Source organism: Spirosoma oryzae, from assembly GCF_003002825.1.
In the GTDB taxonomy this organism is placed as follows: Bacteria; Bacteroidota; Bacteroidia; order Cytophagales; family Spirosomataceae; genus Spirosoma; species Spirosoma oryzae.
Genome location: NZ_PVTE01000015.1, coordinates 130,204 through 156,018, shown reverse-complemented (window position 1 = coordinate 156,018; position 25,815 = coordinate 130,204). Strand labels below are relative to the sequence as shown.

The following is a 25,815-nucleotide window of genomic DNA, read 5'->3' as shown; positions in this document are numbered from 1 at the left end:
GGTAGGTATAGAGGAAAGGGATTTCGATTGTTCGGATAAGGCAGAGTTCACAACTTCAGTAATTCCGATAGCTGATTGTTCTGCCGCATATTTTGGCCAGTGCCAATCATTATTACCTTGATAATAAGGATTTTTTCCTCCTCCGACATTCGGACTCCACCCAGAATACACCATCGCATCAAGTAAGTGCTTCTTTAGAACTTTTTCATCTATTTCAGCCTCATTCACTTCCGAGATGGATATGACTTCTTTCTTAAACTCAGCTACCTGAAGTTTACGACTTATTCCCCATGCAGCCTGTCCCTTTCCCTCCGTTTGGTCGGCCAGCTCCTGAAGAAGATCACTTATCACGCTCTCCTCCAAACCCAGTTGGTAATGGCCGATCACGTCACGGGCAGTAAGCCAGACCAGCGCTGCCGTGGCCACATCATCTTCAGACAATTAGCTCAGTGATTCAAGTATGACTGCCCGAATGTATGTAGTGGATTTATCCTTAGTGGCAGTCACACTATTTTTAAAAGCAGGCCAATTTTTGATAATGATAGTTTCCACCTGTTTTACTACTGGATCGATGTCTCTCACCATCGGGTCGAGTGCAACAAGCGTAAACGGTATTAGTTCTGCCCTTTCCTTCTTCTTCTTAAGGTAAGTAGTGATTTCCCCTACGGCCTTTTTCAGACTTTCAACATTTTCCGAAACATCAGTTCTGATGTGCTGTTCGTTAAGGTAAGCTTGAAGTATTGATTCAGTCATCTTGAAACGGTTTCTTGGTGTAGCTCGATAAATAGATACTTTAGCTATATAATCAAGTTGAGTCTTTACGCTGGTCAGGAAGTTCCCTTAGAATCTCATCGATAAATTGTTGTTCAGTGGGCAGATGCAGCTGATACTTGCTGGCAAAGAGCTGTGTATTATTCTCGGGCAAGGTGTAGCGAACTACGGCGTCGTTCTTGTCGGCGCACAGTAAAATGCCAATCGTGGGATTCTCGTACGATTCCCGAACCGATCGGTCGTAGTAGTTGACATACATCTGAAGCTGTCCTAAGTCCTGATGCGTAATTTTATCCAACTTCAACTCCAGCAGCACAAAACATTGTAACAATCGGTTGTAGAAGACTAAATCAACCTTGAACTCGTCGCCTTCTATGTAAATGCGTTTTTGCCGCGCAACAAAAGAAAATCCGTTTCCCAGTTCTAGAAGGAACTCCTGAATGTGGGTAATGATAGCATTTTCCAGATCATATTCGTAATAACTGGCCTGCGGTTTAAGACCTAGAAATTCCAACACAAGCGGATCCTTGATAAGTTGATGTGGCTCGGTAGGTTTACTCTCCGAGCGAGCGATAGCCAATACGCTTTCTTTGTCCTGACTAAGCAACAACCGCTCGTAGAGCTGGCTGTTGATCTGCCGCTCCAATTGGCGTACAGTCCAGCCGTTCTTCTCCGTTTCAGCACCGTAGAAGGTACGCTGGTCAGTCCCTCCCAGTCGCATCAGTGCTTTGTAGTGGGTCCAGCTCAAATGTGAACTCAGCGCGTTCACATTTGGAAACGTCAGGTAGAGTTGTCGGCTCAATTGCAGATTTCGGCCCGAAAAGTTTTCACCATACTCGGCGACGAGTGTCTCAGACAAGGTTTTAATAAGTGCTTTTCCATAGACGGCCCGTTGGTGACCTTGTTGCTCATCTTCAACGATTGCCTGGCCAATGTGCCAGTACATCAAGGTCAAGGCATGATTGACCGAACGGACGGCACTCTGCCGAGATTGGAGAATGATGTGGCGAATTGAGCTTAATAAACTATCCATCAGGGTTTAGTTAGGTGGTAGGCCAATAGAAACACCCCGATGCCGGAGGTATTTGTAAAGAGTCGTTTTGGAGATGCGGAGTTCACGGGCGATTTGCTCGACGGAGAAGTTCTCGTCTTTGTATAGACTCTCGGCCAAGCGGGCCTTTTGCTCAGCGTTTTTAGTCAATCCCTTAGGTCTGCCTAGTAACCGCCCACGTCGGCGGGCTGAGGCTACGCCGGCCATGGTGCGCTCACGGATCACATCCCGTTCAAATTCAGCCAGGCTGGCAAAAATACGAAAGACAAGCCGTCCCTGTGGCGTCGTGGTATCGATGGGATCATTCAGACTGAGTAGCCCCACCCCTTGATCTTCCAGATCGCTGACCAATTTAATCAGATGTGCCAGTGATCGGCCCAGTCGGTCTAGTTTCCAAATGATGACTGTATCGCCTGTTCTTAGTTGGTCGAGCATCCGCATGAGCTCTGGTCGTTCAGCCTTGCTGCCGCTGGCTTTTTCCTGATAGATGCGTTCGCAGCCAGCTGCTTTCAACGCATCGATTTGCAAATCGAGGATTTGTTCATGCGTAGAAACGCGGGCGTAACCGAACTTCATGGTCTTCTGAATATGAAATGGTCAACGAACAGAGTAAGCTTCCACCCCACTTGAAAACAACAGTGATTGTCCGCTAAACTGATTTTAGCGGATACAAGTGGTCAGAAAAAGCAGAAAACTACATTACTGGCTTAACAAGAAAAGTGGACGGATATTCTAATCATGAGAAGGCCACTTTTCGTCTAGTGCCCCCTCCCCTACCCCGCGTTCAGAAAAGGGTCCAATTGTATTAGTTACACACGAATTCGTTTCAGCACGTCAATGACCTGATTGATCTGCTCTGGCTTCCACACTGAGGGGGTTTCCTGCCGTTTACGCCACTCGGGTTGAGTTATCTCTGCCTGAGCCAGAATAACACCTTTGGCCTTGGCAATCTTAATACGTTGAGTCATCGCCCTCTGTGCTTTCTCAAAGCCAGCGAAAGCCTGTTTATCCTCATCGGACCCCACCCCCTTTATCAGATTGGCGACGTCTTCGTTGGAAAGTTGCCGGTGTCCCATACGCTTGAGGTAAACCGTCGCTGGTGTGCCCGAAATCAGGTCGTCTCCTGCCTTGCTAAACAAATCATCGATCTTGCTGAGCACGGCTGAATAGCGATGCGATGCGGCTAGGATCTGATCATCGGTGAGCGTTGGGGCAGGTTCATCCTTCTTCATGAAGGCAAAGAAAGCGAATTTTAATAGCACGGCAGGTGGGCTAGCTCCGGAGTTTAACATAGAATTTGGTTATTAGATCCAATAAGGCAACGGACGATTCCTCGCAATAAGTAGGCATTCGGTATTGCCCGATAGCGGTCAGGTCAATCAGCTCCCGTATATGCTTCAACGAGTTAACCAATTTAGTTGTATCCAAGGCCTGCGCCGGCAGTAAAGCGTCACGTTGCCAAACCAATCGATTCTCCTCTCGAATAATACTTTGGCTCTCGTGATAAAGTTGCCAGCAGTTTTTGATGACGCCACGCACACCGGTAACTGACTTACCAGCGAACGCGTCTGGTGTTTCACCGACGGCGTGCCGCCTGACCAGCTCTGCCTCGACCGCATTAAATAAAACTTCGTTGTCTATTTGCTTACTCATATATGAGTGGTTCGTTAAGTAGGACTGATAGGATCTGTACGGCAGACGCGTTGCGCTCAAGAAGACTCTTGACCAGTAACATACGCTCGTTAAATTCAATCAGTGCTCGGTTACGCTCAATGTCATCTAACAGTCCGCGAGTCCGTGAATCAAACAACTCAGCTTCACTGATTGAGTGTGTGTTGATTACGCCAGCGGAATCAACTTCGCCTAGTAAGAATTGTACATCTGGGAAGTAGTGAGTAAACGAGTCCCGAATACTCTGCTGTTGGTCGACGTAGCTGGCAATCCAATTACCAAGTTCCACACTAGCCGAGCCGAGTGGACAATCAATCCGGGTAAAGAATGAATAGCAATATTCTTGTGCTGTAGTAGCTGAATCTTCGGACAGAATCAAATCATTGCTTTCGAAGGGTTTTCCTTCTAGGACTCGCTGAACGGTGACGATTACGGCGTTTTCAGCGCTTAACAGCCGGCTAAGTTCGTCCTTCAATAACGTAAAGTAAACAATACTGCTGAGGGCCTTTTGGTGCTCTGTGGGGCTATTTATCAGTGCTTCTCTACGGATCAACTGAGACAGATCTGCAATGCTGGTACGGAGAGTATCTTCAAAGAATTCAAGTGACTTATCCATTATAGTAGTAGGGAGTTCAAGGTTGTTCTTGCAATACCGTTGACGCTTCAGATGAACACTTAAGGTATATGCCAGACAGTAATACGTCATTGTGTTCATCAATAGTGCCAATTGACGATTGCTTATTGATTGGGAATTATATCGTTTACCGTCTTAACTGCTTCAATTTTAGTTTCGCTAGTTCAATTATCATTTTTACATTAAGACTAACTTGCTGGGCCTGCTCGTCGCACGCTCCATCTTACTACACTTGTAATTAACGGTGATCTGTGGTTGATGCCCGTACCAGCTGTAGAATTTACTCTCAGCAATCACCCCCACCCGGTCGTCAGTAACGTTGATGACCAGCTTCCGCTCGGTTGATACGCCCAGCGTGAACAGGTCGCCAACCTGCCAGTGCCGAACCTCGTCGGCAACTGGCTGTGTGATCGGCGTCTCCATTAGGCAGCCTGGCTAAGTGGTTGCAGGTAAACCGCCTTCTTGTCCCACGAGGTAGGTGTAAAGCCGAATCGCTCAATATCCCGAAGTAGGGCCCCGTACTTCTTACGGCCCATCTCGATGCAACCCCGCGCAGCTGTGGCTTCAAAGTAGAAGACCTGGAACGGGGCAGTCTTCTGAACACCAATAATGACGAACCGTTTTGCAAACGGGTTGCCGTCAAGGTAGAACGCTGCCTGCCGGTCGTAGTCGTAGTCTTCACAGCACTTTAGAAACTCGCCGTAGGAGCGCGCACTGGTCGATTTGAGGTCTACTATCGTTTCGTCCCGATCGCACCATATATCAAGCTTTCCTTTGCAGGGCAAGCCTGTTAGTTCGTCCTCCCACGTCTGCACCAGTTCGACCCGTCCGGTTTGGATGGCGTTACGGGCAAAGTCGCATTGCATGACCGAATCACGCATAGCAATGAGCTGAACATCCAGCTTCGGATTGATGCCCGTCGGTGGCTGTTGTTCCAGCGTCAGACTATGAAACAGCGTCCCAAAGACGAGGGCTGCTGTAGATGGTTTGCGGGCAGGCAGGCCCAATAGTTGATCACGAAACTGGCTAAGGTCAGAGTTCGCATAGCGAGGCATTGAACGGTATTCCATGGTTGGAAAGGGAAATAAAAGGTGTAGGTGAGTGCCGAACGGCTCCCCCGAAATGATTTGATGATTTACTGAATAGTGTTTTGAGCCGCTACGAGAATAGGGTTGCCTGCCTTCCCTGCTCGGCGGGCATTGGTGTTGGCGCGGGTGTACCCTCGAAAGTGCCCCGGTGGGCGTACAAACTGAACTGAATCAGTTCGCTTACCCCTGCCGTGTAATCGCCTTTCGTGTAGGCCGGATTCAGATAAGACTTAAGCGGATGGCAGCGCGGGTGGCAGACGTTCGCCCGGTGTACGATGCGTTCTAAATGCTTCCTGAGCGTTTCGGGGTCTGCCACGTTCATGCACTCCAACTGCCGCAGCTGTTTATCGATGTATTCTTTCAGCCGATTGGTGACGGGGTGGCTGTTGGTGATCTTGATGAGGAACATAGCTAATCGATTAGTGGGTTGAAACGGGAAGGGAGTCGCCCCCCTTCCGGCTTTTGTGGTATCAATTAGGATAGATACCCGGCATCAAAACCCGGTCATAAAGCGGGACTACCGTGAATGACGGTGACGTATATACGTTGCCCATCCATTCGACACATTGCTGCGCTTCTTCGAGCGTCATTGTGGGTTCAGCCGTACGGCCCTCCTCGTCGGTGCCAGTAAGCAAAGCGATTCCGTGAACGGGTTGGCCGTAGTTACCAAAACGGAAGGCGAACGGCTGCGGCTCCAGGAACAGAGCTTCGTCGTCGACGGTCAACGAATCGCCGTTGTCCTGACGGGCGCATACGTCGATCATGCGGCACTCAATCAACTCGCGCAGGCTATTCAGTTTGCCGGTGCTTTCGACGTACTCAATGGTCTGAGTGTTAGGGTCAATCTTGATTAATCGCATCTTTTCCTATGTTTTAATTACAATACTAAGGTAGATGCATTTACAGTAAATAGCAAATTAAAATGTACTTATTATGTAAATATAGTTTGAACGGTATCCAGTGAGAACCAAAACAGCCAATCAGGGCGTTGGTGTAATGCGGGCGCAGTGATGCTCCCACAAAAACTATGTTTTAATTACGCAGAAGCCAACCCGGATCGGGCTGGCTTCTCTTGTTACTGGGGGGCTTCGGCTATGACTTTCACATTGTCGGCCGATACGCATTTGATGCCGGCCATGGGTGAATCTGGCTTGACCTTCACTAGACCAGTCTTTGTAAACGCTATAACGCTACCGGTGTAGCTGTTGACAAAGAACCCGTTTTTGTAGACGCTGACCTTTACGCGGCTGCCACTGGTTAACTGCTTCATTTCTCCCGTTCCAATTTCGCAATGGTTTAAAAAATGTCTTTAAATCGTCGCATTGGGTTTTTCGTACCACGGTACGAAAAACCCCTACAAATCAATCAGGTAGCCACATTTTGCCCTTACAGGCCTGCCGGTTAAACTCCTCCCATAACTTCTCGTCTTTGAACCGTAAGTGCAGCGTACCCTTTTTGTAGCAACGGAAGTAGAAGAATGTGCTTTCGTGCTCGCCACTATCACCGATTCGCACCTTACTGATAAAGTCCTTTATGCTGGGCGTCTGGGCGTAGTCCCGCCCTGTCAGGTAGCACATAACCTTTTCAATGTCGGCAAACTCCTGATAACAGCGGTGACTGGTGCTGTAGTAAGTAGACCAACGAATATCGTCCAGGTAGTAAGGTAGAATGATCTTTTTGTTGACCTTCCAATAGTCATTTGTCTTCCAGCCCTCCACATGGCAGCGGTTCTCCTTATGGTACTTGGTGAAGATGTCGAACACGTCAACAACCGCTTTTTCCATAATGCTGCCCCGGTTCATAATCAGTATTTGTACCATGCTGAGAATGTTCTCCCGCGTGAGGTCCATTGCCCCCTGTGACTTCTTGTACTTCTCGAAGTCTTTCATTACGCTGTTGGTCAGAAACTTACCGACGTTGAGCTTGCCTAGAATCATGCTCCAGGCTTCCGACTTGAAGCTGTTCAGAAAGCCGTTGTAAGACGCGCTGAGGTTGGGGCTGTAATTCTCATCAGCTAGTTTGGTAACGCTGTTATGGCTGTAAATGAGCCCTTGCGAATAGAACTCCAATTCCTTCCGGGCTTTGATGTAGCCGACGTAAGCGCTTTTGGTCATTTCGTACTGCCGTAGCAGTGCGCCGGTCAGATCGTTCATGGCCAGTTGATCGCTGATCAGCTCCTCACTGAAATCGAACTTACGTTCGGCGTTGCCGCTGAATGAGAAATCGAACCGGGGGTCTTTCTCGGCCTTGTGAAGCCGCACGAGTGCAACGTCTACGTCCGTTCGGCGGGTAGCCTGGCTAAAGCAGTCGCCCAAGTACTCCACGCTGCCAAAATCGTCGATCACCTTGGCCAAGTACTTCCGCCGACTGGTGTAGGGGTTGCGGATCGTTTCGGCGTTCAACAGACAAACTATATCTCCCTCCTGCATCACCTCCCACGCTTTCAGCAGGTGCTCGTCGCCGTTGCTGAACGGTGGGTTCATCAGGATCAGGTCGAACAGGTAATCACCGGAATAGGTCAGAAAGTCGTTGTGAATGACTTTGTAGTCTTTGCCCTGCAACGTATAGGCTAGGTCGGCATCTTCTTCGATGGCGTACACGTTGCGGCTGGATACGCCACAAATGCCGGTCAGGTAGTCGAGCAGCGCGCCCTCCCCTGCCTGTGGCTCCAAAATCTGTTTGGCTTTCAAACTACGGGCGTCGATGCCGTTCAGCATCTTGGCGATAACAGGGCGGGGCGTTGGGTAGTATTCGGCGTTCATGGCAACAGGGCGGCTAGCGTACTCAAGTTTGGGTACGGGGTAGATGGTCAGAATTGGAAAAGGGGAGAAAGTATCGAGCGCCTTTAGTCCTCGGACAGGATCAGCGTAGTGCGGGCACCGACAAAGCCGTTTCGCAGGTAGTCGGGCAGGTCGGCGATAATGCGCCGGTAGGTAGGCTCCCCTACCCGGCTGCTGATGTAGGTTTCGTTCAGGATGGCGAAGGCATGAACCCGGTTTGTCAGTTCAATATGCCGGGCGGCTGCTTCGGGGCCGGTTACCCGTAGGCGGGGCGCGTTGAACAGATCGGCAAAGGGGTTGGTCCGCATAGGTTCGCCAAATACCCCGTCCTGCGCCCACCGAATCATAAGTTTCTCAATGGCCTTCGGGTCAGCCATGTGTACATCGTCTGCGGCCAGTCGCGCCCGCATCGAGAACAGAGCCGCGTAGTAGGCCTGCGGTTGCGCCCAATTCAGCGCACTATTCAAAAAGTCACGATCCGCGCAGGCCGGTTTGATATTCAGCGCGTACTCGGCGGACCAACTGTTAAGCAGCAGTTTGCCGACAACGGTTTTGATGGGGGGAAATTGAGCGGTCATGTGCTGGGCTGTTTTGAGCGGGGGCGGCTGGCTATCACCTCAGCCGCCCGACTCGTTCTAATGGCTATTGCTCTGTCTGCTCGGCTTGCTCGGCGTAGTGCTGCTCAACCGCGTCGTTTACCTCCTGTTGCGTAGAGCCTTCCGGTAGGGCTTCCGGTTCATCCCCGTTGGCGAACGGATTGTAATAGTTCAGCGCCGTTTTGATAGTGGCTAAGTCCGTTACCGTCTCCTGCCGGAAGATGCGTGTATCCTGCCCGAACTCTTTTAGCTGGGCTGTCCGGTCGGTGTCCTTCGCTAACTTGTACGAAAAGTTGGCGATGTAGTAGATGCCTTTCGGGGTAATCTTGGTGTTCTCCTTCTTCTCCGCTACTACTGTGATTACCACATCAGCAAGCGTCTGGTCGTCGTAATACAGTGGCTCAATCAGGCGGAAAATATTGTCCACTGAATAGCCGTGAAACATCACGACCGACACACAATTCTTTTCATCAACAAAGAACAGTTCGGCCCATAGCTTCGGTCCCATGTTCAGAATGCTATCGTTGAAGATGCGCCACGCAAAGGGTTGAAACGAAAGGGTTGGCCCTAGCTTCTCCGTACCATTGATTGAAAACGTGCCTTCTTTGGCATCGAACCGGTATTGCCGGGGGTGGCCTTCCAGATACTTGAACTTGCTTCCGATCTCGCCGGTAGCCTGGTTAAAGGTCTGGTGCGATTTCAGCGCGGGTACTTCGGGGGTAGTGGTGTTATGGGTGGCGTTGCTCTTTGCCATAGTGGTAATGCGTAAAGGGGTGAAAGGTGGCCGGAACAACCCGTCCGGCCTTCGGGGTAATGAGTCAGGCGACTATCAGGCGGTCGGCTCGGAAACTGCGCCAACCTCCGGCGAGGGTGTCATAGTAGCGCACGACTAGCGCGTTGGTAGGCTTGCCGCTGGCTTTCTCCGGTGCTGGCGCGGCAAGCATATCCCCTACCGCAAAGCGTTCGGTTCCGTCGCCCTTGCGGTAGAAGAAGCTGACGGCCCGCTGTTGCATCTGGCCTTGTAGTTTGCGGGTGGCCCATGCTTTTTTGCTGGCTTCGCCAAAAGGCAGTTTGGCGGCTCTGGCGATCTGCCACGCAAAGGCTACTACGTCGGCGCGGCTGGGGGCGGTGGTTGATACTGTGTTCATGGCTGTAACGGGGCTGACGGTATGAGGTGAAGAAGTTCCCGGATTTGGCCCTCCGGGTAGGCTGATTGGTTAGTCTACGTAGCGTTCCAGCACCTCATCGACCATTTGGTCTATTACCTCTTTGCTCAGGGATTCCAGCGGAATCGTGACGCCAAATAGGGTAACGTGGGTGATAACAACCTCTGGATTGGAACCGGGATAGTCGCGGTCTGCGCGTTCGCCGGGGGTGTAGCTGAACTCGAAATCAAAGGGTACTTCCGTCTCAACCGTCATGTTTGCTATGTTTTAATTACATATCTAAGGTACGGCCTTTTACATTAAATAGCAAATAATAATATACATTTAATGTAAAATAATGACACAAAAAAAGGGGCAAACTCCGCCCCTGTTCTGTCAATGCTTTCTTTCCCCTTTCCAACCTTCACAATTGGCTTATACAGCGTCGTCAGGGTGTTGGACGGCCTTCCGCCTGTCTTCAAAGTCGCGTCGCTCTACGGCGGTAATACGGCATGTCTGCGGGTATTTCTCGCGCAAGCTGGCAATCTGCTTTGTGACCTGTTTGTTGGTCTTCAACAGTAACGGTTCATCAGTCTCAGTGCTGGCTAGATTTATCATTCTGCCATCGGCGGCTAGGTAGTATTCCTGCCCTGCTACGTCCTGTAGATTGATTACAAAGTTCATGTCCGATCCGTCGTTTGTAGATGTATCATCTGCAAAAGTAATAGAGCCGTCGCTGTCTACTTCAACATATCCGCATAGGGATCGCGGGAAAACCATAAAGTCAACAACGAACCGCTCGGTGCCGACATAGGTAAATTCCTTAACCTTTGCGAACGTGCCGCCAAACTCGCCAATATCATCCAGGTCGAACCCCTGGGGTAGCTTGTCGGTCGGTATGAAATAGGCCGAGCAGTACGGGCGTCTGCCATCTTCAAAGAGCAGGCCTGTTACTTCCCCATTCCACCCCTTTCTGTCTATGTGATCGAGAAAGGAATCCAAATCCGTGAATTTGACAGCATTCCTAATCATCTTCGTTTGGGTTTTAGGGAGTTATCATCCCCTGGTTGTGGTACTTTGCCGACCTGCGGCTTATCTTCTGGGTTGAGGGCAATCTTTTCGGGTAATGCGGTGGTAACGCTCTTCTGCTCTTTCCTTTCGTTAAGAACCTGCTGGTGAAACTCAGGCTTCTGCGTTGCCTTAATGACCTTGCCAGCTTCAATTGATAGTTCGACCTGGGGTTTGGTGAATCCAAACGGTTGACGTTCGTTAACCGTATAAGATTTGGTACTACCTTCTGATTCAGCCTGATGTTTAAGGTGATTCATCTGGCGAGACAGCGTATTAGCTGAATTACCGTCATAAAGCGTCTGCCCCGTCTCATCGGTGATCGAATAGCGGTACTTACCTGTTTGCTGGATCTCCCTTGTCAGGTCTTCGTTGTAATCCTTTCCGACCGATTTGCTGATTTTAATGCGCTCGTCAAGTCCGGTAAGCTCCAGCAGCGAACGGGTCACCATCAATAAGGCAGCACACGACTCCGGAATATTGATTGTTGTCTGACCTGCGTTGAAGCCGATGAATATCTGCTGACTCTGTAGCTCCTTCTGCCCTAATGCGTCGCCATCGGTACGGCCGATCTGCGCGCGAACGTTCTGGTTGAAGTACTCGGCCTTACTCAGCAGTTCGTCCCGGATCGGTCGGTACGCTTGATCTTCGGGCAAAACGTAACTGATGCGGTGGGAGTTGCCTACCGTTGGACTCATGGGGAATTTGGCCGCTACCAGTTGCTGCACGAATTGCAGGTCGTAGCGGTGCCCCTTGGTGTCATTGTCAAAAGACAGATTGATCGAATAGTTCTCAGCCTTCGGAAACGACCCGATGTAGCGAGTAACCGTATTGACCTGCTGGTTGGTGAGCTGGCCACCGATTGAGAAGTAAACCGAGTCAAACGCATTGTCTCCCCGTATGGCCCGTAGCTGTTGATGCGACAGGGCATCAATGGCGCTTTCCATAACGACGAAGTGCTGCGCTTTGGTTGGTGCATTGGAGACGAAGACGCTGCTGTAACGATCGCTGCCCGGCGCGTGAAGCTTGAGCTTCTCGTTCCGTAGCTCAAGCCCTGTAACTTCTGGGGACAGCCCATTGTAATACGGGAATGCGACATTGGTAAACTTCAGATAGTTACGCTCCGGGTGTTCTTTTGCCGTCAGGTAGTCATCGGTATGACCAGTAGCTGGGTTGAGGTAAGCCACCTGGGCAACCACCTTATTGGCGAATTCGGGTCGGGCGATTGTTTCCGGCGCGATGTTTCGCTTGGTAAGGTAGTTGTCAGGGGCCAGGGGCCTTAAATCAAAGAGTTCTTTGGCAAACTGCTGTTTGGTACCGGTGTCAGCAAGAGCGGCCGTTACAGCCCTGTTTTTGGCCACCATGTTGGGATCAACCCGCAGGTAGTCATAGAGCACGCTGGTGATGTTCTTGAATTCATTGTCGCCGGGCCGGTTGAACATGACAAACACTGTCGACAACCGGTTACGAATGAAATCAATGATCGTTCCCGAATCCGCAAAGTCGCCCGCACGCTGATAAACCTGCTGTGCGGGGTCCTTTGGGTTCTTTATGATAATCGTATCGTTGTAGGCGCTGTGCTCCAGTACGGGCCTACTCTGGCCTTTATGCCGTTGGAGTTCATACCCGTATTGAACTGCCAACTCGACAATTGATACGTTGGATCGTAGCTCTTGAACCGGTATGAGATTTGGAAACCGCTCCTTCAGTTCATCAAATTTTGTCATGGCGAGTAATAATCGGGGATTAGCGGCTCATCCGTTTCCCAACGGATTGGGCCTGCTGTTCATCTGGTTGCTTTTCGACCGTCTCCTTCTGTGCATTGGTAACTACGCTTTGGCCTGTTCTGATTTCCTGCCCGCGCGTCTGATCGGTTTTCGCCCCCTCGTTGTTGAGGGCTAACTGCTGCTGAAAAGGAGTGTCTGCCTTCAAAGCTACGTTCTGACGGCTAAAGTCACTTAGCTGAATGGACTGTTTGGCCGGTGACAGACTCACCATCGCATTAAACGGCTCGTTCTGGCTGTCCCGCAAGCCCATCAGGTGAATAGCATGGCCACTGACAAGCTGCAATTGCTGATCTCTTGTCAAATCGACGCCCAGCAACTTGGTAGGCAGCTGCTCGGGCTGCACTCGCCACAGTTCGAGCGTCTGCGTCTGCGGATCTATCCGAAGGAAAGTTGGAACCAGTGTGCCATTCTCGGGTAGCAGTACCGGACGTTCAAGCGCACCCTCCTCCCGTAGCTGTTGCTGCTCATTTTTGCTGAGTCGTACGCCACTAACGCTGTCGGGTATGGTTAGCGCCGGCTGAGTCGGTGTGAATCGAAAATCTGGGCCCTGCTCTGTCATGACAATGCGTAGTCGACCGCGCAGTTCGAGTTCTGACCCAACCAGAATGCCTAATGATTCGGTTTGCTGGCCACTGTAAAGCGCCTGTTCGATCTGGGGATGCTTTGCCAGGTTGTCCGGTGCGTAGCCGATCTGAGTAAGCTTTGCCGTGATCTGATCCCGGTAAGGCTCCAGCTGCTGACGCATAACGGCCGCTGCTTCTTCGGGGCTGAGGAAGTTGTCAGACTGGGCATACTGCCATGCCTGTTGACCCTGCAAGGTAGTTGGCGCAATGTTGTCGAGGCCGTCAGCTTGTTGACGAGCGTAATTCGTAGCGGTTTCCATGGCTTACGTGAAAAGTTGAGGTGATAATCAACACTATATCTGATTAAATTTAAGTTTTTAATTTAAAATCCGAATCTTTATAGAGATTTATATTTAGATTTTAAATATGTACTCAAAAGTCGTGCTAACGGTTGTTGTGGGGGTTGGTCTCTTGTCTTCCACCCTGACGTCTGCAATCGCGCAAACGAGGGATACATTGGCCGTCGACTCCGCAACCGTTGAGCTTGACACTGTTGAGTTGGCCCTGATGCATCGGGCTTTGTCCTATGCTCAGATTGAGCAGGTCGTGAAGGCTATTGCATTGACGCCTGACTACCTCCCACTAATCCCCTGCGTGTTGCCGGTGGACCTGCCACTCGAACGATTCCGGGTTACTTCTCCCTTTGGACTACGAAAACATCCGATCTATGGACGGGTACGGCTTCATACTGGTCTGGACGTTAAGGCAACCACAGGTCAGGCCATAAAGGCCACGGCTGCGGGGATCGTAAAGCAAGTGGGATACAATGCCGAATTAGGCGCTTTCGTGCGGCTACAACACGCGTTCGGCTTCGAGACGGTATACGGACACCTGAGCGGCTATTGTGTGCGTGTAGGGCAATCCGTGCGCTGCGGGGAGGGAATCGGTCGGGTTGGTCAGACAGGAGCGGCTACAGGCCCCCATCTGCACTATACCATAAAGAAAAACGGGTCCGTTATAGACCCGTTTCAATTCTGTTTCTTACTGCGCAAAAAGGCTTCCGTATGGCTTGCCGATAGTGTTACAACACCCCGGCTGGTTCAACAACCTCGTCCGGTACCACAGAAGCACTGACGCTTTCCAGCCCAATAGCGCGTAAGTGCTGACTGATTGATCGATAGCTCTCATTCAGCATTCTGCTCATGTCCAGGATTGCGTTGTTGACTTTCAGCAGATCCTCTCCCGGAGTCATCATCATGGGTATGTCCCGATTGTCGGGGACCAAAATCCAGTCCAGGCTATAGCCCTGCCCCCGGTAGTAGAGTAGGATTGTAAGTAGGGCTTCAAAGTTTCCTTTAAGCCCATCTTCCAGCCGTTGTATCGCATTCGTTTTGACGCCACTCCGATCGGCAAGACCCTGAATCGTTAGCGGACGACCAAGCCGATCTCCTAAGTTCTTCCGTAACTGGGCCAGCCGGTCACTTACGATAGTGGCTGTCTTGGTACCGTCTTCGCTCATCATGGTTTACGCTTTTTTGTAGATGAATGGTTTCCCCCAAGCCGTCCGAATTCCTGTTCTACCAAGTCCTTAACTTCCTTCTTGATAAGCGAGTAGTTAGCAGCAACCTGATCGGCGATGGAGCCTTTGTCCTTAGCAAAAATAGAAAATTCAGGGAGTTCCTTAATCTTCTGCTCAGCCTTAAACTCGTCCTCGTCGACAATCACTTTACCATGGAACGCTTTGTACTCGCTTTCCTCCCCATAACCACCCGCTACCACGCCCGCCACAGTCCCGGTGCCCATCCGTGCAACTTTCGCTGCCGGCATCATTGGCTGTAGATCGGTCGAGATGCTGTGCGTCGTATCCTCCGATTGAATATTGATGCTTTGCTTACGCTGAACGTTCTTACCCAGTAGTTCCTCAACCGCTTTGGCTGTTGTGCCCTTCACGGCGCCGGAGATAACCGTGCCGACGGTGTTTCGTATTACTTCCGCTTCCGTCTTGCCATAGTCTTTCTCAAGCTGCGCGAAGTCCTGCATGGCAATCGTTACGGCGATCTTGTTACTGCGTCCGGTGGCTATCAGCGTGTCAAGTCCCTGAAAGTAGATTGTGGGCAACTCATCGATGACGACGGATGAGGGCTTCTGGCCTGGTACGTTGATCTGATTGAGTACCCGCGCGTTGTACAGACTTAGGGCCGCCGAGTACATGTTTTTCTTTTTGCTATTGTTGCCGACGACCAAAATCTTGGGTGCCTTCTCGTTGTTGATATCGAGCGTAAAATCATTGCCACTCATGGCCCAATACACACCGGGGCTTGATAACTTGGCTATACCACTACGGGCCGATCCCATCTGTCCCTCCAGCTGTTCCATCGCCCCCCCTTCGTAAGCAGACACGAACAGCACCATATAGGCTTCCAGGTCTTCCCGCTCCATCAAAATCGGGAAAATCTTCCTGTAGTCCACGGTCATCATTTCGACTAGGTGCGGAAAGGTGCAGTATTGGCCTTTGTCGTAACACCGCAAATACCAGAGAATAGCCGTTGCGTAGTTGATGGCGGAGTCTGCCCATATATCACCCTCCGTGCCTATCCATTTCCGGTTGAGGTTGTACATCATTAACTTGGCCGTCTCGTAGGCATCGTCAATAGTCTGGATGTATACCGGGGCAATCGGATTGCATCGGTGTGACCGGCTCGGATCGTCAAAGTTGATGCAGTAGAAGCGCGTTCCCTCTGGCAGCTTTTTGTAGTGCCGTTTCATTGCGTTTAAGGCCACAAGCGATAGATCCGGAAACTTCCAGTCATAGATATACATTGTGCACCCCTTCTTGATGTGTTGGCGAATGACATAGTAAATAATGCCGAACGTCTTACCGGAACCGGGAATGCCCATCACAAGCAGCGCACGGAAGGGGTTGGTCAGATTGATCCAGCCGAACCGTTTTTTTCGCTTGTAAGTGAATTCTATCGGGATGTTGATCGAGTAATCGTTCTCAATAAGGCGCTCCTGCTGCGGAAAACTTTCGTTCTCCTCGTTGAAGCTATCGCTGCCTATCTGGAAGTCCAATACCCGCTTTGCGCCCTGTACGCCTTTGATAAGGTATAGTAGCCCCACCACAGACAAAGCGATGTAGGCAACACTGAGCGGAGTGATACCGACGGCATCGAGCAGGCGCTGACTGGTTAGCATGGGTAGCGTACCCATGAAGAACAGTAAACCTAGCGCAAGTGCGATAAAGACGCTACGCCAGGTAATCTTGATTGACTTGATTGAATGGCTGCCCAAACTAAACAGCACGAAACAGGCCCCTCCACTGGCCTTCAACAACCAGTGACTATTCGCAAACTTGGGGGGATTGACCAGCTTACCCAACTTCTCGACAACAACTGGATTTGACCAGCCGAAACCCGCAAAGAAGCTTTCCAGTTCGACATAGAAGTGTAGCCCCAACAGGCCCATTCCTGCGAAGAGGAATATTTCGGTATTGTGAATAAGGTTCTTACGTTCGTCTTTCATGGTCAACGATTGCGCTGCCGGGCGCGTTTTAACATGGATTTGAGTTCGTGTTCGTTATCATTCTCCTCGGGCCCTGCCAGAGCGTTAAGAAATTGGCGGATCATGTCTTGGTTGTGCATAGGCGATTGGTTTTGGTCCTGCGATTCGCGTTGTTTCACTGATTGGTCCTGCGCTGGCTTGTCGACCAGCTGTTTACTCTGTTGCTGTTTGTGTTCGATGGATGCTGTCTTCCCTGCGTCGAGGGGCCGGTCGATAGGGTACGTGTAATCGGGTCCGAAGGTGTTTTTGAGCGATCCGGCCGTATAAGCTTTGCCCAGTTCACTGCCGCCGTAGATTGCCTTACTGCGCACGTCGACATAGCTGATGCCGAACAGGTTGCCGTCGGCTCCCCGGTGGGGTAGCGTCTCAATGCCGACTGCAGAAAGCTTTACCTGAAAGTCTGTCCAGTTCGCGCTACCGGTGAGGGCTGTGTACGCTACTTTACGTACACCTTTCACCCGGTCGCCTTTGATCTTCTTCCCCGCGTCTGCGCGCCGTGTTACGGTGGACAGCGTAGGTTGATAAGGAAGGGTGCTGGCAGCAAAGGGGGTACCGACCGTGTTCTTCTGGCTATCAAGCAGCGAGTAAACTAGTCCGGGCGCTTTGCCTGGCTGCGGGACTTCGATAGCCTTCACATTGTATATGCCCAGCAGCTGATTGTACTGGGCCATGCTGCTGAATTGAAAGCCGCGCAATACACCCTGAACGACATCAGAAAGCTCACGCTTCAGATCTCCCTGTCCGTACTGTAGGGGTACGAGTTCGACACGTTCTTTCTTGACGGCCGTCCGTTGAGCAGCCTGTAACCCGAAGTCTTGTTCTATCTGTTGCCGTAGCTTGTTGCTACGCTCCCGTTCATGATTGTCCGGTACCTTTTTGCCTTTGTCGTCGACGCGCACCGAAACGATATGAACGTGCGTGTGGTCGGTGTCGTGGTGCTGGTAAACAACGTAGGGTTGCCGGCCATATCCCATCCCCTGCATGTACTGATCGGCCATTGCCAGCAACTCAGCAGAGGACGGCTTTTCACCTGGTGCCAGTGAAAGGCTTGCGTGAAAGGTAGGTTTGCCAATGCGTTGATTTAGCCCGGCCTGGTCTTCGAGTTTACCCGCAACGACTGCGTAGGTCATCTCCCCCACCGGTTGGACCACACCCTTGAAATTGCGCACGGCTAATCGCTCTGCTTCCCCTTTCTCAACCTTGTTCTCATTGTAGCGGGCCGCCCCTGAAGGGCTGGCTCCGCTACTGATCCGCGCGACCATCGGTAGGGGTAGCGAGGTGTTTTATCAGGGTTGTCAGCTGACTATTTAAGCGCTCAACCTGACCTGATAAGTTAGCCGTTTCGCGTTGTAAATCGCGGTAATCAGTCATACTATTGATGCGTTTGACCGACTGATTTACGTTCACGCCGATACGTAGAACATCGTCCCGAATCTCGGCTAGCTGTGATAATACACTGGATTGATAGGTGGTAATCGCTTCCTTTACCGGCAGTGGTCTGTCCAGAATTACGCACCGAATGAAGTCTGACATATCCTTCGATTGAACCGTTTCTCGCCGTTGCACAAAGGCTTCGTATTCCTCCTGAGTCAATCGTACGTTGATGCGTTTTGTACTTTGTTGATCGGGGGGTAGTTCAGGCCGCCCCCCAGTATTGCGTGTGTTTTCCATTGGGTTGATTGAGTTTAAACTAGCCGACTTCGGAGGCTAGTCATGTGAGCATACCAGGGGTATCGAACAGGTTTTTGTATGACAAAAACACATCTTGCTAACTTCGAACGGCCCCCCTTTCGGTGTGGGGGCTTCGTGTAGAGAGGGCTGTCATTTAGTTGACAAGTCAGCAAAATGATTTAATGACACGCGGGGGCTTCGGTACCCACTGTGCGGCTGTTGACAAGTCAGCAAAATGACAAGTCATTTAGTCATTAAAATGACGAGGTGTGTTTGTCGTTAAGTCAACGAAATGATTTCTTGACTTAACGACTTAATAACAAGTCATTAAGTAACTTTGTCATTAAGTTGACAAAATGACTTAATGACTAATCAATTAATCAATTGATCATTTTTTTTTGAAGTTAACTTGTCAGTTAATTGACAAGTCATTTTCTTTGATCCCGTAATTAAAACATAGCACTTATGGTCACCTCTGAAACGCAGCCCTCAACTGGGGCTCCTGCTGCCGCACTCGGCTCCCCCGCAGTTATTGCTTTCGCGACCCAAAAGGGTGGAATGGGGAAAACAACGCTTTCTGTTATCGTTGCTTCCTGGCTCCACTACAAACGGGGCATAAAGGTTGCTATCCTCGACGTTGACGGTTCGCAGCTGTCGGTATACAATCAGCGGCTTCGGGAAGTCGATCTGATTGAAGCGGATGAGGAAATGAGCGCCCGCTTTGACGAGCAGAACGTAGAGCCTTATCAGATCCTATCGGGAACGCCGGCTAATGTACCCGAACTGCTGAAGTCGCTGGCCGATGATACCCAACTGGTCCTGATCGACATGCCCGGTAGTATTGACGTTGATGGCTATGAGATCGCCATTGGTAAACTGGACTATCTGGTCGTTCCAATGGATACCTCTCAGTACGCCGTAACGACGGGCTTCAGCTACCTGACGTCGATCAATCAGATTGGTCTACTACCGGCCGATCGCTGCCGGGTTATCTGGAATCGCTACAAGCCTTCCCGAGATGCACTGATTGCTGATCAGCTCGAAGAGCGGTTGAATCAATACGGATTCCAGTGTTTGAAAAGCCGTATCCCACAACGTGACTCCTATCAGGACTCGGGTAACACATCGACGCTGTTTCCAATGCCTATCAATTACTTGCGCAATAGTGGACTGAAAGACCTGTTTACCGAAATCGAACAACTACTCTCAATCAACAGCTAGTATGAATCAGACACCAGGTAAGAAGCTTTCAGATATGGCCCGCGAAACCAATGTGGCCAAAGCGTCCAAGTTCAGCAGTAGCATGATCCCACAGCCACCACCACCAAAGCCAAAGGAGGAAGAGAAACCGGCAATGGTATCGGAAGCCGATGAAGAACAGCAACCTGCAGAAACGATAGCCACCCCAGAGCAGACGCCTTTGGCTGTCGTTGACAGCGCCCCTCAGCCAAAAGCAGCCCGCAGCAAACGGGCTAACAACGGGTTTACGATCGATGAACTGATTCAGGCTCAGCCGCCCAAGGACGAGGGTTATCCTAAACAGGTTCGTATCTCGGCTAAACATCACCGCTTGTTGCGGGAAGTCTCCTTCAAGAAGGATGTAACAATTAATCACGTTTTGTATAACCTGCTGGATCAACTCTACGAGGCTAACCAGCGAGACAACCAATCCAATGCTTAGTCGTTTCACCTGGTTAGATCTGTTCGTCGTCGGTGGGATCATAACCGCGCTTTATTACGGCTACATTGCCGTAGTTTATTACCGAGAAGACATTCGTGAATGGCTTAGTAACAAAGGCAAAAAAGCGCCTGCGGACGCGGCCGTGACCACAACGCAATCTGACGACGATGAAGACGAAGCAAACCTCTACTCGGTGCATAGTTATGGCGACAGTGAGCCTGTCGAGCCTGAACCAGCCCCGGTAGTAGCAGCGGCTCCCGTTGTAGCAGAGCAGGCCGACCAAGAACTGAATCTGGCCGGCGCAGTGATCGAGGAGCAGGAACCATTCGCTTTGCCAGTTAACGGCACCATAGTTCGTCCGACAGAGGAACGGCTTGATGATCTTATCGTCGCAGCCGATGGCGTCTCCAAGGATGAGTCCGGAAAGGCCAAAGCCAAAGATGAACAGAACCAACCTGCCGTTCGTATTGCATCCATGATCAACTATCAGGCGGGGCAAGCCGCTTTTGCTGATATCTCCTTTAATCGATAACTCCCAGGCCCATGCTACTCACATCATTTGCTACCAAAGCTTGGATTGTCTGCCTCGTTGCCTTACTCGCACTGGTATTGTTCGTGCGACTGATGTGGTGGCTGGGCCGGGCAAGCGAAAACGGCGTTGCCATGCTCGTCAGACTGGGCATGCATCGAACGGCCAAAGACATGCTGTCGCTGTTGATTGGCTACAACGTCCATACCTACAGTCGGTCGAAATTCGTGCTCTGGAACCAGGTGGCGCCACGATTCGCCCTGCTCTGGAGCGCGGTGATCGTTGCCATCGTATTGGCCGGGGCTGGTCAATGGGGTATGTTGTCGCTGTACGTGACCGTGCTGGTCACAATCTTTCTGTTGAGCCGTCTCGGCCGCCAACAGGTATTTGATCCGTACGTCAAAGAACAATCTGGTCGACAAAGCGGGGTGACCTACATCCGACCATGGAACTACCTGGATGAGTTGTACGCGCAGTAAATAGGGGATTGAGTAGGTTGTAGAAGGCTGGCCGTAACGTCAGCCTTTTTTTGTGCTCAAAGCAAAAGTATAGATTCCTGATATAATACTCATTTTATATTCAATATTTAAGTATTATATCTAAATAGTAATTGTAAATACATTCATTTTATACGATAAACGGTGTGTTCATGTTATACGACTGGGGTATAATGCTTCAATCGTAGACCAAAGTGGTACTTTTTGACACTTGCAGGGGGGCGTGAAAAGTTTTTATCCTGTATTGATGTTTGATTTTTAAATTTTGTATTTACTTTAGATTCAAATTTTGAATATTAGTGCAAGTTTTAACTACCATATTCTATTTAACCATGAAAATCTCTCTCAAAAACATCCCCTTCCGGGCCCTCTTGACCGCGGATCTGATGTTCATGACCATGATGGCCAATTCGCAGGCCGGTGGGGGTAACGGTGCTGCTGCCCTGAGCGCAACGGCGACAACGATCCGGGGGTATGCTACCTCGGCACAAACCATTGTGTTAGCACTCGGTGTGGTGATTGGTCTGATCGGTGGCGTGCGCGTCTACAGCAAGTTCCACAATGGCGATCCTGACACGCAGAAGGCGGTTATGAGCTGGTTTGGCGCAGCTCTGTTTCTGGTCGCTGTGGGGACGATCCTGACTGCATTCTTTGGCTGATGCTCGAAGTCAACAAGGGTATCGGAAACCCCGTTGAGTTTCGCGGTTTGAAGGGTACTTATCTCTATTTGTCCGCAGGCATTGCGATCAGTAGTTTGGTTCTCGCCGTGATTCTCAACGGGGTTTTTGGCCTAAATGTCTACCTGGCTACGGCAATCGTGATTGCTTCGGCCGGTGGCGGCATCTGGTACTGCATGCGGCTATCCGCAAAACACGGCGTATCGGGTCTGCTCAAACTGGAAGCGACCCGTTCTCAGCCCAAGGCCATCATCATTTCGTCCGCCAAACCATTCGCCAAGCTCCGTGAAACTAAACGCCCGCGCTCTTGAATCGGCCCTACCACTACTGGCCGTTGAGAATAACTGCATTGTCAATAAGCTGGCTGACATAACCGTCGGCTTCCGTTTGCACCTGCCCGAAATCTTCACAATGGCAGGGGATGACTATAAGATGCTCCATGGTGCTATCTGCAAAGCACTGAAGTTGTTGCCTGCCGGTACTATCGTTCACAAACAGGATTGGTTTGTCGAAGAGAAATACAAGGCAGACCACGAACATGGCGAAGACAGTTTTCTGACGCAGGCCTTTCAGCGGCACTTTGTCGAACGGCCTTACCTGAACCACTACTGCTATCTGTACGTCTCAAAGCTGCCCAAGTCCCGCCAGAAGCAAAAAAGCAATCGGCATAGTCTGACCCGTCGACGGCTGGTACCGCAGGAGCAAACCTCACCTCGTGAGTTACAACCTTTTTTTGATACAGTCTCTCAGTTCGAACGCATACTGCAGGACGGGGGCATCAGGGCCGTTCGGTTGACCGACGATGAGTTTGTAAGTGAGAAAGGGGATAGGGGGTTAATCCCCAACTACCTCCGCCTACAACCCGACGGATCGAAACGGGTGATGCTTGAGGATTGGGATATTGATGGACGGGTCCGTATTGGTTCGAAAGACGTCATGTGCTTCACGATCTCGGATACGGAAACCATGCCGCAGACGGTCGACATAATGGCCAATTACAGCCCGTTGGCGTCTGACAGCACAAAGTTCGTTGTAGGTAGCGCGTTGCCGGTAGGCCATATGCTGACCTGCAATCATATCTACAATCAGTACATCTGCATTGAAGATGCCCAAGCTACGCTCCGGGAGTTTGAACAGCAGGCACGTAACCTGCACTCGCTTTCGCAATTCTCGGCGGCCAACGCTGTCAATCGGGACTGGACTCAGCGCTATATCAATGAAGCCATCCAGCAACAGCGGACTGTTTGCCGGGCTCACTTCAATGTGATGGTATGGACCGAAAAGCCTGAACAACTCGACTCGCTACGGGCGCGCACTACTTCAGCTATTGCCAACCTGGACTGCTTGCCAAAGCAAAACACAATGGATGCGGCCCGGCTCCTGTGGGCTGGCATGCCGGGGAACGCTGGCGATCTGCCCTCTGATGAGACGTTCTACACGTTCGCTGAGCAGGCGGTGTGCTTCTTCAACATGGAAACGGCCTATAGTTCGTCATTGTCTCCCTTTGGCATCAGACTTTGTGACAGAATGGGTAAACCGGTGTGGGTGGACCTGTCTGACGAGCCAATGGATAAAGGCTTGGTAACCAACCGCAATAAGTTTGTGATCGGCCCTTCGGGTTCGGGTAAGTCGTTCTTCATGAACCACCTGGTACGCCAGTACTACGAGCAGGACACGCACATTGTACTCGTTGACGTTGGCCACTCATACCGGGGCCTCTGCGATCTGGTACAACGAAAGACGCGGGGGAAGGACGGGGTATATCTGACTTACGAAGAAAACAACCCCATTACATTCAATCCCTTCTACGTTGAAGACGGCTTTTACTCGCTGGAAAAGAAGCAATCGATCAACACGCTGCTACTGACGCTGTGGAAGAAAGAGGACGAAAGCTTTACAAAGACTGAGGAAGTAGCACTTGGGGACGCCGTTGAGGAATACATTAAGTTGGTGCGAAAGGGTAAGGTAGACCCTAGTTTCAACGGGTTTTACGATTACTGCAACGACGAGCAAGGATTCCGAAAGTACTTGCTTGAGAAGAAGTTCGAAGCCAAGTACTTCGATCTGGAGCAGTTTCTGATCACCATGCAGCCCTTCTACAAAGGGGGTAAGTACGACTACCTGCTGAACTCCGAGATGAAGATTGACCTGCTCAACAAGCGGTTTGTCGTCTTCGAACTGGACAACATCAAGGATCACCCTGTACTGTTCCCGGTGGTGACGCTGATCATCATGGAAACCTTCGTCAGTAAACTGCGCCGGTTGCAGGGTCAGCGTAAGATGATCGTCATTGAAGAAGCCTGGAAAGCCATTGCTAAAGAGTCGATGGCCGACTACATCAAATACCTCTTCAAGACAGTTCGTAAGCACTTTGGCGAAGCACTGGTAGTCACCCAGGAAATTGACGACATCATTGGCAATACCATTGTTAAGGATGCCATCATCAACAACTCGGACTGTAAGATTCTGCTCGATCAGAGTAAGTATCAGCACCGGTTCGAGGAAGTTCGCCAGCTGCTCGGCCTGTCGGAAAAGCAGAAGCAACTCATCCTGTCGGTCAACCGGGACAACGATCCACGGCGTAAGTACAAGGAAGTATTTATTGCGCTGGGGAGCTACTCGAAGGTATACGCCACAGAGGTGAGTCTGGAAGAATACGGAGCTTATACAACCGAAGAACGGGAGAAGTTTGAAGTCCAAAACCGCACCAAACAGAACGGGGGGGACATTCAGGTTGCAATCATCGACTTTGCTGATGCCCGGCGTAAACCGTCACAGGTAGCATAACAGACAAAGGGTGTCCAGTAAAGTGGATGCCCTTCCCTCTCACTAGCTGATCGTATTCGCGGTCGCCCTAATTCATTTCAATTATGATCTTACTATTTCAACCGGGTTCGGGTGGGGGAACCTATGTCGATTACGACTTTTACCAGAAGTTTGGCTCAATGGAGGAGGCTGTAAAAACGGCCTTCGCTGAGGTCCTGACGGGCATGGGTAACCTGGGTGATGTGTCAGCGTCAATCGCTGCGATCGGCGCGTCACTCTACATTGGTATGCGTCTGCTGGGTCATCTGGCCCGCGCCGAATCAATAGATGTTTTTCCCCTTTTGCGGCCTTTCGCTATCGGCTTTTTGGCCCTCAACTTTACTATCGTTACCGGCTTCCTGGATGCATTGATAAAGCCAGTTGAGAACGTCACCCAAAATATGGTCGACATTCAAACGACGCGCAATCAACAGATCGAGCAAATGCGCCAGCAGAAGATTCAGGAACGGTTAGCCAAGCTGGATAAAGACATGGATCAGGAGCTTGATAACTGGTCCATAGGGCAGTATTCGGCCCTGCTGGTAGAGAAGCTACATCTTTATCTAAATGAGGGCTTCTGGGGCTTTATTCGGAACCTGTTCTACATCCTGTTCCTGGCCGCCCGACTTGTCGTGCTGACGACCCGCGCCTTCTTTCTGGTGGTCCTGACCATTGTGGGACCGCTAACGTTCGCAGCTGCCATCTTCAATGGTTTTCAGGACTCACACCTGATTTGGATGGCCCGCTACGTGCAAATCTCGCTGTGGTTTCCGCTGGCCAACATTCTTGGGGCTATCGTCTCCTACGTACAGGGTAAGGTCATCGCTATTCAATACATGGAAATGACCTCCGCTATACCGGACGAAGCGGCTAGTGGCGAATTCATCTATGTCGTGATCATGGTTGTGGCCACGCTTGCTTATCTGACAATCCCCACTGCTGCCAGCTATATCATTTCCAGTAGTGGGGTGGGCAGCGCATTACAGCGCATGACCAACATGAGTACGACAATGGTCATGGCATCAATGCCGGCGGCTGGTGCGGCAGGTAAGGGAGCCTTAGCTGTTGGTGGGGCTATCGCTGGTGGTGTCGGTAGTGCAGCCACGATGGGCGTAGGAGCAGCCGTAGTTGGCGGTCGGGCGGTTGTTCAGACGGCTCAGAATTACGGCAATTACTACGGCGAAGCGCTCAAGCACGAGTACAACAACTTACGTAACATCTCCAAATCGTCGGATTAGTT

General features: G+C 50.8%; 33 protein-coding genes. 9 read left to right on the top strand and 24 right to left on the bottom strand.

Features of this window, described 5'->3' with window-relative positions; all coding sequences use genetic code 11:
• The 20 genes from CLV58_RS18045 to CLV58_RS17950 all read right to left on the bottom strand — a co-directional run.
• A partial coding sequence (locus CLV58_RS18045) for a hypothetical protein (RefSeq protein ID WP_146141468.1) occupies positions 1-441 on the bottom strand: 441 nt, incomplete at its 3' end.
• Complete coding sequence (locus CLV58_RS18040; protein ID WP_106139212.1) at positions 442-753, bottom strand: GTPase-associated system all-helical protein GASH; 312 nt, start codon at positions 751-753, stop codon at positions 442-444.
• A gap of 52 nt (positions 754-805) precedes the next feature.
• Positions 806-1,804 carry a PDDEXK nuclease domain-containing protein gene (locus tag CLV58_RS18035; protein ID WP_106139211.1) on the bottom strand — a complete coding sequence of 333 codons (999 nt, stop codon included), beginning with the start codon at positions 1,802-1,804 and terminating at the stop codon, positions 806-808.
• Positions 1,805-1,810: 6 nt separating this feature from the next.
• A complete protein-coding gene (locus CLV58_RS18030; protein WP_106139210.1) occupies positions 1,811-2,398 on the bottom strand; it encodes a recombinase family protein in 588 nt (195 codons plus the stop codon).
• Positions 2,399-2,631: 233 nt separating this feature from the next.
• Positions 2,632-3,054, bottom strand: a complete 423-nt coding sequence (locus CLV58_RS18025) for a hypothetical protein (RefSeq protein ID WP_146141467.1) — start codon at positions 3,052-3,054, stop codon at positions 2,632-2,634.
• A 40-nt stretch (positions 3,055-3,094) separates the two neighbouring features.
• Complete coding sequence (locus tag CLV58_RS18020; protein WP_106139208.1) at positions 3,095-3,475, bottom strand: hypothetical protein; 381 nt, start codon at positions 3,473-3,475, stop codon at positions 3,095-3,097.
• Positions 3,468-4,109, bottom strand: coding sequence for a hypothetical protein (locus CLV58_RS18015; RefSeq protein WP_146141466.1), 642 nt, complete (start codon positions 4,107-4,109; stop codon positions 3,468-3,470). Before CLV58_RS18015 ends, CLV58_RS18020 begins: the two co-directional genes overlap by 8 nt.
• 195 nt (positions 4,110-4,304) lie before the next feature.
• Positions 4,305-4,550, bottom strand: a complete 246-nt coding sequence (locus CLV58_RS18010; protein WP_106139206.1) for a hypothetical protein — start codon at positions 4,548-4,550, stop codon at positions 4,305-4,307.
• Positions 4,550-5,197, bottom strand: coding sequence for a PD-(D/E)XK nuclease-like domain-containing protein (locus CLV58_RS18005; protein ID WP_106139205.1), 648 nt, complete (start codon positions 5,195-5,197; stop codon positions 4,550-4,552). Before CLV58_RS18005 ends, CLV58_RS18010 begins: the two co-directional genes overlap by 1 nt.
• An 88-nt stretch (positions 5,198-5,285) precedes the next feature.
• Complete coding sequence (locus CLV58_RS18000) at positions 5,286-5,624, bottom strand: hypothetical protein (RefSeq protein ID WP_106139204.1); 339 nt, start codon at positions 5,622-5,624, stop codon at positions 5,286-5,288.
• Between the two features lie 61 nt (positions 5,625-5,685).
• Positions 5,686-6,075 carry a DUF3846 domain-containing protein gene (locus tag CLV58_RS17995; RefSeq protein ID WP_106139203.1) on the bottom strand — a complete coding sequence of 130 codons (390 nt, stop codon included), beginning with the start codon at positions 6,073-6,075 and terminating at the stop codon, positions 5,686-5,688.
• Positions 6,076-6,290: 215 nt separating this feature from the next.
• Positions 6,291-6,485 carry a hypothetical protein gene (locus CLV58_RS17990; protein WP_106139202.1) on the bottom strand — a complete coding sequence of 65 codons (195 nt, stop codon included), beginning with the start codon at positions 6,483-6,485 and terminating at the stop codon, positions 6,291-6,293.
• Between the two features lie 91 nt (positions 6,486-6,576).
• Positions 6,577-7,977, bottom strand: coding sequence for a DUF4942 domain-containing protein (locus CLV58_RS17985; protein ID WP_106139201.1), 1,401 nt, complete (start codon positions 7,975-7,977; stop codon positions 6,577-6,579).
• An 83-nt stretch (positions 7,978-8,060) separates the two neighbouring features.
• Positions 8,061-8,573 carry a hypothetical protein gene (locus CLV58_RS17980; protein WP_106139200.1) on the bottom strand — a complete coding sequence of 171 codons (513 nt, stop codon included), beginning with the start codon at positions 8,571-8,573 and terminating at the stop codon, positions 8,061-8,063.
• Positions 8,574-8,637: 64 nt separating this feature from the next.
• Positions 8,638-9,345 (bottom strand): hypothetical protein, encoded by a 708-nt coding sequence (locus CLV58_RS17975; RefSeq protein WP_106139199.1) that lies wholly within the window; start codon positions 9,343-9,345, stop codon positions 8,638-8,640.
• Positions 9,346-9,409: 64 nt separating this feature from the next.
• Positions 9,410-9,739 carry an SH3 beta-barrel fold-containing protein gene (locus CLV58_RS17970; RefSeq protein WP_170108735.1) on the bottom strand — a complete coding sequence of 110 codons (330 nt, stop codon included), beginning with the start codon at positions 9,737-9,739 and terminating at the stop codon, positions 9,410-9,412.
• Positions 9,740-9,808: 69 nt separating this feature from the next.
• Positions 9,809-10,012, bottom strand: coding sequence for a hypothetical protein (locus CLV58_RS17965; RefSeq protein WP_106139198.1), 204 nt, complete (start codon positions 10,010-10,012; stop codon positions 9,809-9,811).
• A 159-nt stretch (positions 10,013-10,171) separates the two neighbouring features.
• Positions 10,172-10,768, bottom strand: a complete 597-nt coding sequence (locus tag CLV58_RS17960; RefSeq protein ID WP_106139197.1) for a hypothetical protein — start codon at positions 10,766-10,768, stop codon at positions 10,172-10,174.
• Complete coding sequence (locus CLV58_RS17955) at positions 10,765-12,531, bottom strand: toprim domain-containing protein (protein WP_106139196.1); 1,767 nt, start codon at positions 12,529-12,531, stop codon at positions 10,765-10,767. Before CLV58_RS17955 ends, CLV58_RS17960 begins: the two co-directional genes overlap by 4 nt.
• Positions 12,532-12,550: 19 nt before the next feature.
• Entirely contained in the window at positions 12,551-13,474 is a 924-nt protein-coding gene (locus tag CLV58_RS17950; RefSeq protein WP_106139195.1) for a DUF3945 domain-containing protein, read from the bottom strand.
• Between the two features lie 196 nt (positions 13,475-13,670).
• Between CLV58_RS17950 and CLV58_RS17945 the strand changes: the two genes are divergently transcribed.
• Positions 13,671-14,288: a M23 family metallopeptidase gene (locus CLV58_RS17945; RefSeq protein WP_170108734.1), complete on the top strand. Its 618-nt coding sequence runs from the start codon at positions 13,671-13,673 to the stop codon at positions 14,286-14,288.
• On the opposite strand, the gene CLV58_RS17940 is transcribed toward CLV58_RS17945, so the two are convergent.
• The 4 genes from CLV58_RS17940 to CLV58_RS17925 are packed head-to-tail and all read right to left on the bottom strand — an operon-like array spanning position 14,236 to position 18,386.
• Positions 14,236-14,676, bottom strand: a complete 441-nt coding sequence (locus CLV58_RS17940) for a hypothetical protein (protein WP_106139193.1) — start codon at positions 14,674-14,676, stop codon at positions 14,236-14,238. The genes CLV58_RS17945 and CLV58_RS17940 overlap by 53 nt on opposite strands.
• On the bottom strand, positions 14,673-16,676 hold the full coding sequence (locus tag CLV58_RS17935) for a type IV secretory system conjugative DNA transfer family protein (RefSeq protein WP_106139192.1): 2,004 nt from the start codon (positions 16,674-16,676) through the stop codon (positions 14,673-14,675). Before CLV58_RS17935 ends, CLV58_RS17940 begins: the two co-directional genes overlap by 4 nt.
• Before the next feature lie 2 nt (positions 16,677-16,678).
• A complete protein-coding gene (locus tag CLV58_RS17930; protein ID WP_106139191.1) occupies positions 16,679-17,977 on the bottom strand; it encodes a relaxase/mobilization nuclease domain-containing protein in 1,299 nt (432 codons plus the stop codon).
• Complete coding sequence (locus CLV58_RS17925; RefSeq protein WP_106139190.1) at positions 17,958-18,386, bottom strand: plasmid mobilization protein; 429 nt, start codon at positions 18,384-18,386, stop codon at positions 17,958-17,960. Before CLV58_RS17925 ends, CLV58_RS17930 begins: the two co-directional genes overlap by 20 nt.
• A 465-nt stretch (positions 18,387-18,851) precedes the next feature.
• On the opposite strand from CLV58_RS17925, the gene CLV58_RS17920 reads away from it, so the two are divergent.
• The 8 genes from CLV58_RS17920 (at position 18,852) to CLV58_RS17885 (ending at position 25,813) form a co-directional block, all read left to right on the top strand.
• Positions 18,852-19,607, top strand: a complete 756-nt coding sequence (locus CLV58_RS17920; RefSeq protein ID WP_106139189.1) for a ParA family protein — start codon at positions 18,852-18,854, stop codon at positions 19,605-19,607.
• A 1-nt stretch (position 19,608) separates the two neighbouring features.
• A complete protein-coding gene (locus CLV58_RS17915; RefSeq protein WP_106139188.1) occupies positions 19,609-20,067 on the top strand; it encodes a hypothetical protein in 459 nt (152 codons plus the stop codon).
• Positions 20,060-20,599 carry a hypothetical protein gene (locus tag CLV58_RS17910; RefSeq protein WP_106139187.1) on the top strand — a complete coding sequence of 180 codons (540 nt, stop codon included), beginning with the start codon at positions 20,060-20,062 and terminating at the stop codon, positions 20,597-20,599. The genes CLV58_RS17915 and CLV58_RS17910 overlap by 8 nt, the downstream gene beginning before the upstream one ends.
• Positions 20,600-20,610: 11 nt before the next feature.
• Positions 20,611-21,075 carry a hypothetical protein gene (locus tag CLV58_RS17905; protein ID WP_106139186.1) on the top strand — a complete coding sequence of 155 codons (465 nt, stop codon included), beginning with the start codon at positions 20,611-20,613 and terminating at the stop codon, positions 21,073-21,075.
• A gap of 350 nt (positions 21,076-21,425) precedes the next feature.
• Positions 21,426-21,752: a DUF4134 family protein gene (locus CLV58_RS17900; RefSeq protein ID WP_106139185.1), complete on the top strand. Its 327-nt coding sequence runs from the start codon at positions 21,426-21,428 to the stop codon at positions 21,750-21,752.
• Positions 21,752-22,081: a DUF4133 domain-containing protein gene (locus CLV58_RS17895; protein ID WP_106139184.1), complete on the top strand. Its 330-nt coding sequence runs from the start codon at positions 21,752-21,754 to the stop codon at positions 22,079-22,081. Before CLV58_RS17900 ends, CLV58_RS17895 begins: the two co-directional genes overlap by 1 nt.
• Positions 22,056-24,557, top strand: a complete 2,502-nt coding sequence (locus tag CLV58_RS17890; protein WP_106139183.1) for a TraG family conjugative transposon ATPase — start codon at positions 22,056-22,058, stop codon at positions 24,555-24,557. The genes CLV58_RS17895 and CLV58_RS17890 overlap by 26 nt, the downstream gene beginning before the upstream one ends.
• Positions 24,558-24,640: 83 nt before the next feature.
• A complete protein-coding gene (locus CLV58_RS17885; protein WP_106139182.1) occupies positions 24,641-25,813 on the top strand; it encodes a TraJ family protein in 1,173 nt (390 codons plus the stop codon).
• Positions 25,814-25,815: the final 2 nt, after the last annotated feature.